Origin of the sequence: Paracoccus sp. J56 (assembly GCF_019633685.1) — a bacterium.
In the GTDB taxonomy this organism is placed as follows: Bacteria; Pseudomonadota; Alphaproteobacteria; order Rhodobacterales; family Rhodobacteraceae; genus Paracoccus; species Paracoccus kondratievae.
In genome coordinates this window covers 81619-97257 of the sequence record NZ_JAFL01000008.1, presented here as the reverse complement: position 1 = coordinate 97257, position 15639 = coordinate 81619, and the positions used below count along the sequence as shown (strand labels likewise).

Genomic DNA, 15639 nt, shown 5'->3' with positions numbered 1-15639 from the left:
TTCGTGTCTAAATATCCATCACACCTCCGGCGGCTTTGCCTCCGGAGGTGCAAACATCATAACCGTCATTCTGGTTATGCTTTGGTTTTGCCTTCCTTGATCCTGGCCGCCAGTTCCTTGGCGATGGCAAAGCTGCCCTTGATACGGTCGGCTTCCGTCGCCCAATCGCGCAAAAGCACGATCCGGTTATCAGTGATCTTTGCCTGCCCGCGCTGGTCGTGAATGAACTCCACCAGCCCGGCAGGGTTCGGAAACTTGTCGCCGTGGAACTGAATGGTCGCCCCTTTCGGACCAGCATCCAGCTTGGCAATATTGGCACGCTTGGCCATTGCCTTGATGCGAATGACCAGCAGCAGCGTGTTCACCTCACGCGGCAGGGGGCCAAACCGGTCAATAAGCTCGGCCGCAAAACCCTCAAGCTCGACCTTGGTGGTCAGCTCGGCCAACCGGCGATAAAGGCCCAACCGTACATCCAGATCCGGCACATAGCTTTCGGGGATCGTAACCGGCACCCCAAGGTTCAGTTGCGGGGCCCATTCGTCCTCGGGCGTGCCTTCGATTTCGCCGGATTTCAGCTTGGCGATCGTCTCTTCCAGCATCTGCTGGTACAGCTCAAAGCCCACCTCCTTGATATGGCCAGACTGCTCCTCACCCAAAAGGTTGCCTGCGCCGCGCAGATCAAGGTCCTGCGAGGCAAGGTTGAAGCCCGCCCCAAGACTGTCGATGGCGCCCAGGAACTTGAGCCGCCGGATCGCTTGCGGCGTCAGCGGCACACGCGGCTTGGTTGTCAGATAGCAGTAAGCCCGGGTTTTCGAGCGGCCGACCCGCCCACGGATCTGGTAGAGCTGAGCAAGGCCGAACATATCGGCACGCCAGACCACCATGGTATTGGCGGTCGGGATATCCAGTCCCGATTCGACAATAGTGGTTGCCAGAAGCACATCCGCCCCACGGTCGTAAAAGGCGTTCATCCGCTGATCCAGATCGCCTGCCGCCAACTGGCCATGGGCGACGATATAGTTGACCTCGGGCACATGCTCCTTGAGCCACTCCTCGACCTCGGGCAGATCGGCCAGGCGCGGCACGACAAAGAAGCTCTGTCCACCACGGTATTTCTCTCGCAGCAGCGCCTCACGGATGGTTACCCCGTCGAATTCGCTGACATAAGTACGGATCGACAGCCGATCGACCGGCGGAGTGCCGATGATCGACAGATCACGCACCCCGGTCAACGACAGTTGCAGCGTGCGAGGGATTGGCGTCGCAGTCAGGGTCAGAACATGGATGTCGCTGCGCAGCTCTTTCAGCCGCTCTTTATGGGCGACACCAAAATGCTGTTCTTCGTCCACGATCAGCAGGGTCAGGTTCTTGAAGCGCACCTGTTTCGACAGCACCGCATGGGTGCCGACGACGATATCAACCGTACCCTCGGCCAGCCCCTTGCGGGTTTCGGCCGCATCCTTGGCCGAGACAAAGCGCGACAGCGGCCGGACATTGATCGCGGTGCCGCGGAAACGTTCGGCAAAGGTGCGGAAATGTTGCCGCGCAAGCAGCGTCGTCGGCGCAACCACCGCAACCTGCCCACCCTGTGAGGCAGCAATGAAGGCCGCGCGCATGGCGACCTCGGTTTTGCCAAAACCGACATCGCCGACCACCAGCCGATCCATTGGCCGCCCGGCGGCCAGATCCTCGGTCACGTCAACGATGGCGGCCGCCTGATCCTCGGTTTCGGCATAGGGAAAGCGTGCAGCAAAGCTTTCCATCTCATGATGTTCGGGCTCAAGCACGGGCGCAGGACGCAGCAGACGTTCGGCGGCCACCCGCATCAGCCGGTCGGCGATCAGCTTGATCCGCTCTTTCAGCCGGGCCTTGCGGGCCTGCCATGCGCCGCCGCCCAGCTTATCGAGCAGCCCTTCTTCATGCCCGTAACGGCTCAGCAGTTCGATATTCTCGACCGGCAGATACAGCCGGTCTCCGCCCGCATACTCCAGCGCCACGCAGTCATGCGGCACGCCAAGAGCCATGACGGTCTCAAGCCCGGTATAGCGCCCGATGCCATGTTCGACATGAACGACCAGATCGCCGGGGGAAAGCGTAGTGGTATCGCGCAGGAAATTTTCGGCCTTGCGACGCTTTTTCGCGCCCCGGATCAGCCGGTCGCCCAGCACATCCTGTTCCGAGATTACGGCCAGCCGCCCGGTGGCCGAACCATCCGAGACAAAGCCTTCTTCCAGTGGCCAGACCGCCAACCCCAGCGCGCCGGGTTGCTCGGGCAGGTCGCGCAGATCGGTGATGGGTTTTGCACCCTGCACGCCTTCATCGGCGATCAGGCCGGCCAGCCGCTCGCGCGCGCCTTCGGAAAAGCTGGCGATCACCACCCTATGCGTCGATTGCAGCTTGCGCAGATGGTCGGCCAGTGCGGTAAAAAGATTACCCTTTTCGGCCTGACGCTCGGGTGCGAAGTTACGCCCGATCCGACCCCCTGCGTCCAGAATGCCCGGACCGGGCGGCTGCGGCAGGACCGAAAGGCGCAGCACGCGATGCGCCGCCAGCCAGCGCGACCATTCGGCCTCATCGGGGAACATCTCGGCAGGGGGGACCGGGCGATAGACCGTGTCCGAGCCGCCCTTGCGAGCCAGCGCCTCGCGCCGGGCCTCGAATTGCTCGGTAATCGTATGCCAGCGCGCATCGCGGACCTGATCAAGATGATCGTCCGTCATCACCGAGGCGCCGGGCAGATAGTCAAACAGACTTTCCAGCCGCGCATGGAACCAGGGCAACCAATGTTCCATCCCCGCCATCTTGCGGCCGGCGCTTATCCCCTCATACAGCGGATCATTCGCCCCGCCGCCATATTCGGCACGGTAGTTCTGGCGAAAACGGGTAATTGCAGCCTCATCCAGAATCACCTCGGACATGGGCGCAAGCTCGATCCGGTCCAGCTTTTCGATCGAGCGTTGCGTCTCGGGGTCGAAACGCCGCGCGCCATCCAGCACATCGCCGAACATATCCAGCCGGATCGGCCCCGATTCGCCCGGAGGATAGATGTCGATGATCCCGCCCCGAACGGCAAAATCGCCGGGCTCAGTCACGGTCGGGGCCTGCGAAAAGCCCATGCGCGACAAAAAGGCGCGCAGGCCCGCCTCATCCATCCGGTCACCCACCGCGGCAGAAAAGCCCGCATCGCGCAGCACCTCGCGCGCAGGTACGCGCTGCATGGCGGCGGACAGCGTCGTCAGCAGGATCAACGGGCCTTTCAGCGCACCATGAGCCAGCGCCGTCAGCACCGCCATCCGCGCAGCCATCACGCCGGGCGCGGGTGAGACCCGGTCATAGGGGGTCGTGTCCCAGGCAGGAAACTCAAGCACCACCGCGCCGGGGGCGAAAAAGGCCAGCGCCGCGCGCATCGCGGCCATGCGCCGGTCGTCGCGGGCGATATGGATGACCGGGTTGCCACGGGCCAGCTCGCGCGCGAGCAGCGCGGCATCCATGCCTTCGGGCGCGCCGGAAAGGATCAGGTGTTCGGGATGAGCGGACATGGACGGTGAGGTAAACCCGGTACAGCCGAAGTCAAGGCCGGTTCAAAAGCCAAAGGGATGCGTGATCATCCAGATCGCGCCATAAAACGCCGCGACCGCAACCGAAAAGATCGACAGCCCAAGGATCAGCACCCGATGGCGGCGCATCAGGCGCGCGGCCTCGGCCCCCGCCTCATTCACGGGCTGGCCCACCTCTGCCTGCGCCAGGACCTGCCGCAGGCGGCGCGCAAGCCGCAGATCCAGCGCGAAGAGCAATGCAAAGGGCAGGATCAGCAGGACCAGCGCCTGTGCCATCTCAAGCCCGTAGACAAAGCCAAGGGTGGCAAGCGTGGTCAGCAGAAACGACCCCATGCCAAGCAATATCGCCCCCTCACGCGAATCTATGCGCCAGCGCGGCAGGGTCAGGGACAGCCAGTCAAGCAGGTTGATCGCGGCCGGATCGTCCTTTGGACCGGACGTGATGCGGCCTGCGCCGGCGACCACATCCCACGGCACGCCAAGGACGCGCCGCCCTGCCATGGTCCAGGCCAAAGTCAGGATCACCCAGAACCAGATCGAGCTGAAGGACCGGCTGTCCAGCAGGGCGAGGATTCCCTCAGGTCGGGGCACGTCTTCTCCTTGCGTCGGTTGCGACATGCAAACTAACCGCGCCTGCTGCAAAGGAAAACCGGGAAAATCCCTTCCCGATGCCTGGGGGTTGCACCCTGCGCGTCCGGGGTGCAGTTTCAGGGACGCACCCGCCACCGCAAGTCACAGGCCCGCCATGTCCCCGACCCCGATCCTCGCCCCCTTCCCCGCTGCCCGCCTGCGCCGGCTGCGCCGCACCCCCGCCTTGCGCGCAATGGTGACAGAGGTGAACCTGACCCCCGCCAATCTGATCTGGCCGGTCTTTGTGACCGAGATCGAGGGCGGCGCGGGCGAGATCCCCTCGATGCCCGGCGTCGAGCGGCTGACACTGGACGGTGCGCGCCGCGCCGCCGAAACCGCCATGCAGCTTGGCATTCCGGCGATCTGCATCTTTCCCCACTCTGATCCCGACCTGAAGACCGAGACCTGCGAACGCGCCTGGGACCCCGACAATATCGGCAACCGTGCCATCCGCGCCATCAAAGAGGTGGCCCCGGATCTGGCGGTGATGACCGATATCGCGCTGGACCCCTATAACGCCAACGGCCACGACGGGCTGGTGCGTGACGGGATCATCCTGAATGACGAGACGGTCGAGGCGCTTGGCCGGATGGCACTCGCACAGGCCGAGGCCGGGGCGGATATCCTTGGTCCATCGGACATGATGGACGGGCGTATCGGTGCGCTGCGCACCCTGCTTGAGACGAATGGCCACAAGGATGTGGCGATCCTGTCCTATGCGGCGAAATTCGCCAGCGGCTTTTATGGACCTTTCCGCGACGCGGTGGGCGCGTCGGGCCGGCTCGTCGGCGATAAAAAGACCTATCAGGTCAACCCTGCCAACCGCGAAGAGGCGATGCGCTGCGTCGCCCGCGATCTGGCCGAAGGCGCAGATATGGTCATGGTCAAGCCGGGGATGCCCTATCTGGATATCTGCCGCATGGTAAAAGACCAGTTCGCCGCCCCGACCTTTGCCTATCAGGTCAGCGGTGAATACGCGATGATCGAGGGCGCGATCCGCAATGGCTGGCTGTCGCGCGACGTGGTTCTGGAAAGCCTCATCGCCTTTCGCAGGGCGGGTTGTGACGGCATTTTGACCTATTATGCGCCGCAGGTAGCCGAAAGGCTGGCATGAGGCCGCAGGCTCATCTATCATCGCGGCCCTGACAGGCGGGCCAGCCGCCGATCACGGAACGAGGGCGAAAAATGACGGATTCCAAGCGGATGAGCCGGCGCCTTGTGCTGCTGGGCGGGGCGGCCCTGGGGCTTGCAGGCTGCTCGAACGCGGTCGGACAGAACGCTTCTGCACGGCTCGACGCGCGCGTCGATGCTACGCGGGACTTTTTGCTGCGCACCTATCCCAGCGTCGCACCCATGGTGCAAAACGCCAAGGGCGTGCTTTATATGCCGCTGATGACCGAGGCGGGCTTTGGCGTCGGCGGCGCCTATGGCCAAGGTGCGCTGCGCATCAACGACGTGACGGTCGATTACTATTCGGCCGCACAGGCCAGTGTCGGCTTTCAGATCGGCGCCCAGCAATATGCCCATGTGCTGATCTTCCAGACCGATGCCGCGCTTGCCGACTTCCGCCGGGCTCCGGGCTGGGTGGCCGAGGCCGGGGCCTATTACGCCCTGCCCGCCGGTGGGGTTGCCATGGGCACCGACACGATCACCGCACAACAGCCGGTGGTGGCGATGATCTTTGGCCAATCCGGGCTGATGGCCGGGGCCTCGATCGCCGGGACGAAATACACCCGGGTTATCCCCTCGGCGTTCTGACACTCTTTCGGGAACAGAATCGAAAAGGCCGGGCGTTCAACCCGGCCTTTTTCGTTTCAGCCGCCGTGAATGATGCGTACGTAGTTACGCGTCTCACGATAGGGCGGCACGCCGCCGTATTTCGCCACTGCCGCCGGCCCGGCATTATAGGCTGCAAGCGCCAGCCGCCAGCTGCCAAAGGTGTTGTACATCATGCGCAGATACCGCGCGCCACCTTCAAGATTCTGGATCGGATCGTTCGGGTCTACACCAAGTTTGGCAGCGGTCCCGGGCATAAGCTGCGCCAGCCCCCGCGCACCCTTGTGCGAACGCGCCGAGGGGTTCCAGCCCGATTCCTGCTGCACCAGGCGCAGGAACAGATCCTCAGGTACGCCATGTTTGCGTGCCATCGCCCGGGCATGTGGCAGATATTGGCTGCGCCGGCTGCCTTTATACGTGGGAATGGCGGTAGGCAGGTCCAGATCGACGACGCTCTTGGTCGAGGTGCCGCCAGGCCGCAGCCGCGCCGAACGCTGATATTGTGTCGCCAGCCGCGTATCCATCAGCCGGGTCTGACGTTCGAACTGCGCCAGACGAGATTTGCCGCTTTTCACCTGCAGCCGCAGACCATCTGCCGCCGCGGGCACAGCCAGCCCGACCGAGATCGTCAGGGCAAGCGCAGCCCGTCCCAGCTGACGCAGCATTGCCCGATCGCCTGAAAGCATCACTGGTCCCTCATGCACAACATGCTCTTTTTTGGGCTGCACTATAGCGCAAAGCCAGCCAAGCGCCGCAAGAGGATTTCGTTATCCGTGCATCCATCGATTCTTCGGCGGATTTTTGCCTATATCCTCTTTCCCGTATCGCTGTGCTACCGTAACAAGGACCGCCGCGCTACACCCGCGCAGAACAACACCCAAGGAAAAGGACCCGCAAATGGCTGGCAGCGTGAACAAGGTGATCCTGGTCGGCAATCTGGGTCAGGACCCGGAAATCCGCAGCTTCCAGAACGGCGGCAAGGTCGCCAACCTGCGGATCGCGACCTCGGAAAGCTGGAAAGACCGCAATACCGGCGAACGGCGCGAGCGCACCGAATGGCACACCGTGGTGATCTATTCCGAACCGCTGATCCGTGTCGTCGAGCAGTTCCTGAAAAAAGGGGCCAAGGTCTATGTGGAAGGCCAGCTTGAGACCCGCAAATGGCAGGATCAAAGCGGCAATGACCGCTATTCGACCGAAGTCGCCCTGCGCCCCTTCCGCAGTGAGCTGCATATGCTCGACAGCCGCGGCGCCGGTGGTGGCCGCGATGAGGGCGGCTATGGTGGCGGCAGCTATGGCGGGGGTGGCAGCTACGGTGGCGGAGCCTCGTCAGGCGGCGGCCAGCCCCCTCAAAGCAAGCCCGATTTCGACGACGACATCCCGTTCTGATCCCGATCCCGGCCCCTCGCGGCCGGGATTTTCCTTTCAGAACCGGCTGAGCAGGTCCGAGCGGAACGAGGCATCCAGCCGCCGCATATAGCTTTCCGCGCAGCACATATGTTCGTGCATGATCCGCGCGGCGGCATCGCCATCCTCGGCGCGCAGGGCGACAAGCAACTGTTTATGGCTGTCGATATTCGCCTCGCCAAAGATTTCATGCTCATGCATGCTCTCACTGCGATAGCTGACCAGATCGCGCAGCATGCTGTTCAGAAACCGGCACATGAAAACCAGAATGACGTTATCCGAGGCCTCGCACAGAATATCGTGAAACTCGGTCTCGGCGCGACGGACGACGGCGCGGTCTTGCGCAGCATTCGCCTCTTCGCAGATGCGGACGTTCTCTTCCAGCTGGCGAAACTGCGCCTCGCTCAGCTTGCCGATGACATTGCGCGCAAGGCTGACCTCAAGTGAGCGGCGCAGCTCGTAGACCTGTGCAAAGTCGATCTTTTGGAAATGCAGATATTGCCGCAGTTGCTGGGTCACGATGTCGATCGAGGCGGGCTGGATTTCGGGCCCGCCATTCGGACCCGAGAGCATGCGCACCAGCCCCTCGACCTCAAGTGCCTTCAGCGCCTCACGAATGGTGCCTTTCGAGCAGCCGTAATGCTCCATCAGCGCGCGCTCATGCGGCAGGCGGTCTCCGGGACGCAATCCGTCGCGGGCGATGCGGCGGCGGATATCCTCGGCCACCTGATCCGACAGTTTGATGCGGGTCAGCCTGCGTTCCCTGCCTGCCGGCGCGTCCTGATCCATGCGACCTCTTAACCTAACCAGTTTGTCTCAGGGTCCAGCGGATATATGGGCCGGCTGAGCTTTTTGAAAGCAAAGAGATCGTAATCCGAAGCAGTTACCCCGGAACTCGCGCATTCTACCACCGCGCTTGCCAGCGGCTCAAACACCGGGCGGCAATACATGCGCGATTTCAGATGCAGGAAGCGCGCGCCGGACACATCAAGACCGACGCAGGCAAAACAGCCCAGATCCAGCGGTTCATGCGGGTCTTCGCAGATGATAATGCGTGCCTTGCCGGTGTCAAAGGCGGCGGTGCGCCCCATCGACAGCACCTGGCCATGATAGATCGGGCCGCTGACCCGGTAGCGCCCGTCAGAAAGCGCCAGCACCCGACCACTTAGCCGCAGGGGAGGACGCGGCGCGGGCAGCCCCTCGGCCGGGGTCTTGTTACCAAGCGCAATCTCTACCTCGGCCCCTTCCCCCGCCTCAAACAGTTTGGCCACGGTTTCCGGATCAGCGACAGGGCCGACCAAGATACCCTGTTGTCCGGCCGCCAGCAGTTCCTCAAGCACGTCCATCACGTCGCAACTGCCGCCCGACATGCAATTGTCGCCATGATCCAGCAGCAGCACCGGCGCCAAGCCATCTGCCAGCGCAGCGGCGCGGGCGACAGATTGGGGCAAGGGCTCTTCGGAATAGACATATTCCGCGCGCCGCCGCCATGCTTCGCGGCCAAGCTCTTGCGCGACTTGATGGGCAAGTCCGGGGCTGTCAGCCACAGCAACGATGGACAGCCCGGTTTCAGCCAGGTCAGCGATGGGGAAACCGCCAAAAACCGTCACCGCCTGCACACCGGGGCGCGTTTCGGCCTGCCGCGCCAAGGCGACCAGATCGGTCATGGCGCAGTCGGTGGCGGTGTTCATGCACAGGGTCGCGGCCAGCATCGGCGGATGACACAGCGCCATCGCCGGACGCGGCGCACCGGCAAGCAAAGGCTCGAACAGACGCACGACGTGTTCGCCGGTCTCGACCATATCGACATGGGGATAGGTCTTGAAACCGACGATCACGTCGCAATGTTCAAGCATTGCTGGCGTGATATTGCCATGCAGGTCCAGCGCCACGCCGATCGGCACCTTGGGCGCGGCGGCACGGACACGGCGCAACAGCTCACCCTCGCCATCATCATGGCTGCGCGTGACCATGGCGCCATGCAGATCCAGCAAGATACCGTCGCAGCCCTTTTCGACCGCAGTCAGGATCGCCTGGGCCATGGCCTCGAAAGCGTCATCCTCGACCGGGCCCGAGGGCATGGCATGGGCGACCAGGGGCACCTCGATATCGGCTCCGATGCGGCGGGCAAAGGCGTGAAAGGCACCGATGGCGGCGGAATAGCCGTCCGCCGCCGCCAGCGCCTCAGCACCCCATTTCGGGGCAAAGGCCGCAAGCGGCGTCCTGACGGGGGAAAAGCTGTTCGTTTCGTGGTTCAGTCGGGCAAGCACGAGGCGGGTCATGCAGCCACCTCCTTGCGGGCCTCGGCCATGCGGCGGTCATAATCCAGCACCGCCTCCAGCAGGACCTGAGCACCGGCGGCGCATTCCCCGGGCAAGGTGGACTCGGCGGGGTTATGGCTAAGCCCGCCTTTGCAGGGCACAAAGATCATCGTCGTCGGGACCTTGGCCGCTGCATGGGCCGCGTCATGACCCGCGCCCGAGATCAGGTCGCGCGTGTCATATCCCGCAGCCTTTGCCCCTGCCCGCACCGAGGCGATGCATTCCGGATCAAAGATCACCGGTGCGGTGCGCGAGATCTGTTCAAACCGGTACTCCAGCCCAACCGCTTGGGCGGCTTTGCGCACCAGCACCTCGACCTCTGCCTGCATGCGGTCCAACACTTCATCAGAGGGGTGGCGCAGGTCGATGGTTGCCCGCACCTCTCCGGGAATGACGTTGTGCGAATTGGGGATGATGTCCAGAAAGCCGATGGTGCCGACAGCGTTCTCATGCGCTTTGGCAATACGGTCGATCCCCTCGATCACCTGCGCCATGCCAAGTAATGCGTTTCGGCGCATGTTCATCGGGGTCGAGCCGGTATGTGCCGCCGTCCCGGTCAGTGTCAGGTCAAACCAGCGCATACCCTGAATGCCCTGCACCACGCCGATCCTGACCCCTTCGGCCTCCAGGATCGGGCCCTGTTCGATATGCAGTTCAAACATCGCGCCAAAGCTGACCGAGCCGGCCCTGGCCTTGCCACGATAACCGATGCGGTCAAGGCTTGCGCCAAAGCTGTCGCCGGTCGGATCGGTGCGGCCGTCACCATATTCACGGCTATAGACCCCCGCCCAGATGCCCGAGCCAAGCATGGCCGGAGAAAAGCGCGAGCCCTCTTCGTTCGTCCAGTTGACCAGCATCAGCGGCGCTTCGGTCTGATAACCCGCCGCATCAAGCGTGCGCAGCACCTCAAGCCCCGCCAGCACGCCCAGCACACCGTCGAACTTGCCCCCGGTCGGCTGAGTGTCCAGATGGCTGCCCATGGCGATGGCGGGCAGATCGGTGCGGGTACCGGCACGGGTGGCGAACATATTGCCCACCTCGTCCACGGTCAGGCTTAACCCCAGCGCATCACATTCCGCACGCAGCCAGTCGCGCACGCGGCGATCCTCGTCGGACAGCGTCAGCCGGGCGATGCCACCATCGGGGGTACCCCCGATCTGTGCAGTCTCCATCAGGCTGCCCCACAGCCTTTCGGCATCGATTGTCAGGTTGGACATGGTGTTTTCCTTATGCCTTCACGCCCAGATAGCGATCAATCGTATCGGGATCGTTGCGGAACTCGTTGGCATTGGCACAATGCACGATACGGCCAAGCTCCAGAATGTAGTGCCGGTCGGCCAGTTGGCTGCAAACAGCAAGGTTCTGCTCGACCAGCAGGATCGGCACCCCCGCCTCACGGATCAGCCGGATCTGGGCGACAATCTCTTCGACGATGATCGGGGCCAGCCCCTCGACCGGCTCGTCAAGCATCAGCACCTTGGGACCGTTGAGCAGTGCCCGCGCGATGGAAAGCATCTGCTGCTCACCCCCCGACAACTGGCCACCGCCATTCCGGCGCCGTTCATGCAGGCGGGGAAAGATGCGATAGATATCGGCCAGAGACCAGGGCGAGCCACGCCTTTCGGCGATGCGCAGGTTCTCTTCCACCGTCAGCAGCTGAAAGATGCCGCGATCTTCGGGGACAAGCGACAGGCCAGCGGCGGCAATGCGATGGGCGGGCTGGCCGGTGATGTCGCGGCCATCCAGCTCGATCCGGCCCTGACGTGGGGTAATAAGGCCGACAGCCGATTTCAGCGTCGTGCTTTTGCCCGCGCCGTTGCGGCCAAGCAGGGTCACGATCTCGCCCTGTCCCACCTCCAGCGAGACACCCTGCAGGATGTGGCTTTTACCGTAATAACTGTGCAGATCGGTCAGTCGCAGCGCGGCGCTCATGCGATATCCCCCGTGATCATATTGCCCAGATAGGCGCGCTGCACCTCGGGGTCTTCGCGAACCTCGGCCGGAGTGCCCTCGACCAGCTTGCGTCCCAGCCGCATCACCGTGACCATGTCCGAGATGTTCATGACGATGCCCATGTTATGTTCGATGAACAGCACGGTATGATCGCGGCCAAGGTCGCGGATCAGCTGCTTCATCGCCTCGATATCGTCGATGCCCATACCCGATGTCGGCTCATCAAGCAGGATGACCCGGGGGCGCGATGCCATGGCCATGCCGACCTCCAGCCGGCGCTGCTGACCATGCGACAGCTCGCCCGCAAGCCGGTTGGCAACCGCGCCAAGGGCCAGCCGGCCGATGACCTCATCTGCGGTCGCCAGCGCCTCGCGGTTGCTTTCGGCCCGCCGCCATGGGGCAAGCGCCTGCCACGGCGTGCGCCCCTGTGCGGCAAGGCGCAGGTTCTCGCGCAGGGAAAGGTTCGGAAACAGGCTCGTGACCTGAAAGGAACGCGCGATCCCCAGCCGCACCCGGTCATCATCCGAAGTATTGGTGATGTCGCGGCCGTCCAGTTCGATCCGGCCCGATGAGGCGCGCACCCGCCCGGTCAGGGCATGAAACAGCGTGGTCTTGCCCGCTCCGTTCGGACCGATGATCGAATGGACCGAGTTGCGGCGGATCCGCAAATCCACATCCGCCAGCGCATGAAAGGTCCCGTATTTGACCCCAAGACCATGGGTTTGCAAGGCGATGCCGGTCATCTCAATGCTCCTTGGCCGGGGTTTCGCTGTCGATGCTGCGGCCGCGGCGGAAGATCAGGTCGTAGCCGCGCTCGACCAGACCCCAGAGCCCGCGTTGCAAGAACAGCGCCACGGTAACCAGCACCAGACCCAGCAGCAGCAGCCAGCGCGGCCAGACGGTCGAAAGCGCATCCGCCAGCAGCAGATAGAACCCCGCCCCAAGAACCGAGCCAAACAGGCTGGAACTGCCGCCGATGATGGTCATGATCAGGATCAGCTCACTCGTGTGATATTCAATGTTCGACAGGGGTGCGACGCCGATCAGCATGGCATGCAACGCGCCGCTAAAGGCGGTGACCGCACCCGAGATAGCAAAGGCCTCGATCTTGAACAGCCGGGTCGGAAAGCCGATGGCGGCGGCGCGGCCCTCATTCTCACGAATGGCGATCAGAGTGCGGCCAAAGGTCGATTGAGTGACCATCACCAGCAAGGCAAAGACCGCGACAAAGCAGACCGCGACAAAGGTGTAATAGGCCCAAGGTGTATTCAGCGCCGTGCCCCCGACCGAGGGACGAGGGACGCCCAAAAGGCCGTTATCGCCGCCGGTCAGGTCGCTGAAGGTATAGGCGACGAAATAGAACAGCTGCGAAAAAGCCAGCGTCAGCATGACGAAATATACGCCCTGCCGGCGGATCGACAGCCAGCCGACCAGCGTGGCCGTCAGCGCACCGAGCAGCGCCGCGCCGCCCAGCACCACAGGCACCGGGATCGACCAGCGCGTCAGACAGATCCCCGCCGCATAGGTCCCGATTCCGAAAAAGATGCCCTGACCAAAGGACAGAAGACCGGTATAGCCCAGCAGCAGGTTGCACGCCGCGACGACCATGGCAAAGATCAGGATCTCGGTCGCAAGGATGCCGGATTTCAGCACCAGCGGCAGGACCAGCACGGTCAGCAGCGCCAGCCCCAGCTGAACAGGAGGTTTATCGAGCGGGTTCATGCTCATGCCCTCCCCAGCAGGCCGCGCGGCATCAGCGCAATGACCAGTGCCATGCCGACATAGATCATCAGCCGTGCCCCTTCGGGCCACAGCGTGGTCATGACGCTTTGCACGACGCCGACCAGCAGGCCCGCGACCAGCGCACCGGTATAGCTGCCCATGCCCCCGATCACGACGACGACGAAAGCGACCGACAGCGCCTCGACGCCCATGAACGGCTCAACCCCCCGGATCGGCGCGGCAAGCGCCCCGGCCAGCCCGGCAAGCCCGGCACCAAAGCCAAAGACGGCGGTGTTGATACGCAGCGTGTTATAGCCAAGCAGCGCCATATTCGCGGGCGACTCGGAGCCGCCCCGCACGATGGCCCCAAGCCGCGTCCCCTCAAGCAGCCACCACAAAAGCCCGGCCAGAACGGCGGTAAAGGCGATGGTGAACAGCCGGTATTGCGGATAGATGAAATCGCCCATGATAAAGACGCCCTGCAACCCGGCAGGCGCCGGGACCGAGCCGCCCAAGGGCCCCCAGGCGATGATGACCAGCTCCTGCACGATCAGCGCAAGGCCCACGGTCACCAGAATGTGGAAAGTATGCGGCAGCTTGTAGATGCGATGCAAAAGCACCGCCTCGATCAGCGCGGCGATACCGGCGACAGCCAGCGTGGCCAGCGGCATGGCCAGCCAGAAACTGAAACCACGCATGGTCAGATCATAGGTCAGATAGGCGCCAAGCAGGTAAAAAGCGCCATGGGCAAAGTTCACGAATTGCAGCAGGCCGAAGATGACGCTGAGACCAACGGCGAGCAGGAAGTACAGCATCCCCAGACCGATGCCGTTCAGAACCTGAAAAAGGTAGATCACGGGCTTCTCCTGAAACCGGGCGGAAAGGCCCCGCGCGACCAGGATCGCGCGGGCAGGCGGGGGTTCAGGCGGGCATCTTGCAGCCGGCTTCCTCGGGCGAGAGGAAGGATTTGCCAGAGCTGATGATCTCGGCATAGTCGTCTTTGTCGGCCATATCGGCCCTGGCCTTGCCCTTGAGCAGGTAGTAATCCTTGATCACCTGATGATCGGCAGCGCGGATTTCCTCTTCGCCAGTCAGGCCTTGGTATTTCAGCCCCCTCAGCACCTCGGCGACCCCTGCCCCGTCGGGCGAGCCCGCCTTGACCGCTGCCTCAAGCAGCAGCTTGCTGAGGATGTAGCTGCCGGCAAATGAGTAGTTGGGATTGAAGCCGTGCTTTTCCTGGACTTTGGCCACCAGCTGGCGGTTCAGCTCGGTGTCGGCGCCATGCCAGTATTGCGCACCGAAATAGACGCCCTCGCAGATATCAGGCCCCAGCGCCTCGAACTGCTCAAGCCCCGAGGCCCATGCCACCACGATGGTCATACGCTGCTTAAGGCCAAAGCTGACCGCTTGCCGCAGCGTGTCCGAACTTTGCGCGCCAAAGTTCAGCACCAGCAGCACATCCGGCTGCGCGGCAATCGCATTGGTCAGATAGCCCGAGAATTCCTTGTCCGTCAGCGAGTGATAGCTGTTGCCGACATGTTCGATGCCCTTTTCCTCAAACACCGCCTTGGCGGCATTCAACAGCCCGTCACCAAAGACATATTGCGGCGTGATCGTGTACCACTTCCTGGCATCGGGCAGCGCGTCGATAATCGGGCGCACGGTTTCGTTGATCGCACCATAGGTCGGCACCGACCAGCGGAAGGTGGCCTTGTTGCAATCGACGCCGGTAATCTCATCCGCGCCGGCAGTGGTCATAAAGGCCCCGCCACCGCGCTCGACCTCCTTGCCCATGGCCAGCGATTCCGAGGACAGGATGCCACCGGCGAACAGCTTGACCCCGTCTTGCGCCAGCGCGTCCTGAACCTTGCGCACGGCGGTTGCGGGTTTCCCCTCGGTGTCAAGATCAAGGGTCGAGACCTCGATACCATGGGCGGCCGCCACCTCTTCGGCAGCAAGAACCGCACCGATCGTGGCAAACTTTCCATTGGCGGCAAAAGCGCCCGAAATCGGCACCGGCACGCCGATCTTCAATGCCTCGCTTTGGGCAAGGGCGCGGGAGACAAGACCCGGCGCAGCCAGCGAGGCCGCGGCCAGAGTGGACGTGGTCAGGAAACGACGACGGTTAATCATGGGATACCCTGTTGTTGGCGTTGCATTGGTTCTTGGGGAGGCAACTTTCAAAACTATACGTATAGATAGGATTATCTGTCTATAAATGGTTTGACCCGGAGCAGCATAAATTTTCCATGAAAAACAATTGTCTGACTGCT

The 15639-nt window shown here is 63.0% G+C and carries 14 protein-coding genes; 3 read left to right on the top strand and 11 right to left on the bottom strand.

What is annotated here, in order from left to right; translation table 11 throughout:
* Positions 1 to 74 precede the first annotated feature (74 nt).
* Both mfd and M511_RS07830 read right to left on the bottom strand, forming a co-directional pair.
* Positions 75 to 3539 (bottom strand): transcription-repair coupling factor, encoded by a 3465-nt coding sequence (gene mfd / locus M511_RS07835; protein ID WP_085501859.1) that lies wholly within the window; start codon positions 3537 to 3539, stop codon positions 75 to 77.
* Positions 3540 to 3581: 42 nt separating this feature from the next.
* On the bottom strand, positions 3582 to 4148 hold the full coding sequence (locus M511_RS07830; RefSeq protein WP_085501858.1) for a hypothetical protein: 567 nt from the start codon (positions 4146 to 4148) through the stop codon (positions 3582 to 3584).
* A 154-nt stretch (positions 4149 to 4302) separates the two neighbouring features.
* On the opposite strand from M511_RS07830, the gene hemB reads away from it, so the two are divergent.
* A complete protein-coding gene (gene hemB / locus M511_RS07825; protein WP_010396047.1) occupies positions 4303 to 5301 on the top strand; it encodes a porphobilinogen synthase in 999 nt (332 codons plus the stop codon).
* 89 nt (positions 5302 to 5390) lie between these two features.
* A complete protein-coding gene (locus M511_RS07820; RefSeq protein WP_010396045.1) occupies positions 5391 to 5945 on the top strand; it encodes a lipid-binding SYLF domain-containing protein in 555 nt (184 codons plus the stop codon).
* A 56-nt stretch (positions 5946 to 6001) separates the two neighbouring features.
* On the opposite strand, the gene M511_RS07815 is transcribed toward M511_RS07820, so the two are convergent.
* Complete coding sequence (locus M511_RS07815; RefSeq protein ID WP_010396043.1) at positions 6002 to 6649, bottom strand: lytic transglycosylase domain-containing protein; 648 nt, start codon at positions 6647 to 6649, stop codon at positions 6002 to 6004.
* A 211-nt stretch (positions 6650 to 6860) separates the two neighbouring features.
* On the opposite strand from M511_RS07815, the gene ssb reads away from it, so the two are divergent.
* Positions 6861 to 7352 (top strand): single-stranded DNA-binding protein, encoded by a 492-nt coding sequence (ssb, locus tag M511_RS07810; protein WP_010396041.1) that lies wholly within the window; start codon positions 6861 to 6863, stop codon positions 7350 to 7352.
* 36 nt (positions 7353 to 7388) lie between these two features.
* Here ssb and M511_RS07805 read toward each other — a convergent pair whose 3' ends face one another.
* The 8 genes from M511_RS07805 to M511_RS07770 form a co-directional block, all read right to left on the bottom strand.
* Positions 7389 to 8159, bottom strand: coding sequence for a FadR/GntR family transcriptional regulator (locus tag M511_RS07805; protein WP_010396040.1), 771 nt, complete (start codon positions 8157 to 8159; stop codon positions 7389 to 7391).
* Positions 8160 to 8167: 8 nt separating this feature from the next.
* Complete coding sequence (locus M511_RS07800; protein ID WP_085501857.1) at positions 8168 to 9652, bottom strand: M81 family metallopeptidase; 1485 nt, start codon at positions 9650 to 9652, stop codon at positions 8168 to 8170.
* The gene (locus M511_RS07795; protein WP_085501856.1) at positions 9649 to 10908 is read right to left on the bottom strand and encodes a Zn-dependent hydrolase; all 1260 of its coding nucleotides are present in this window, start codon (positions 10906 to 10908) and stop codon (positions 9649 to 9651) included. Before M511_RS07795 ends, M511_RS07800 begins: the two co-directional genes overlap by 4 nt.
* A gap of 10 nt (positions 10909 to 10918) precedes the next feature.
* Complete coding sequence (locus tag M511_RS07790; RefSeq protein WP_085501855.1) at positions 10919 to 11623, bottom strand: ABC transporter ATP-binding protein; 705 nt, start codon at positions 11621 to 11623, stop codon at positions 10919 to 10921.
* Positions 11620 to 12387, bottom strand: coding sequence for an ABC transporter ATP-binding protein (locus M511_RS07785; RefSeq protein ID WP_085501854.1), 768 nt, complete (start codon positions 12385 to 12387; stop codon positions 11620 to 11622). The genes M511_RS07790 and M511_RS07785 overlap by 4 nt, the downstream gene beginning before the upstream one ends.
* Position 12388: 1 nt before the next feature.
* Positions 12389 to 13366, bottom strand: coding sequence for a branched-chain amino acid ABC transporter permease (locus M511_RS07780; protein ID WP_085501853.1), 978 nt, complete (start codon positions 13364 to 13366; stop codon positions 12389 to 12391).
* A gap of 2 nt (positions 13367 to 13368) precedes the next feature.
* Positions 13369 to 14223 (bottom strand): branched-chain amino acid ABC transporter permease, encoded by an 855-nt coding sequence (locus M511_RS07775; RefSeq protein ID WP_085501852.1) that lies wholly within the window; start codon positions 14221 to 14223, stop codon positions 13369 to 13371.
* Positions 14224 to 14287: 64 nt separating this feature from the next.
* Positions 14288 to 15499 carry an ABC transporter substrate-binding protein gene (locus M511_RS07770; protein ID WP_139824556.1) on the bottom strand — a complete coding sequence of 404 codons (1212 nt, stop codon included), beginning with the start codon at positions 15497 to 15499 and terminating at the stop codon, positions 14288 to 14290.
* Positions 15500 to 15639 lie beyond the last annotated feature (140 nt).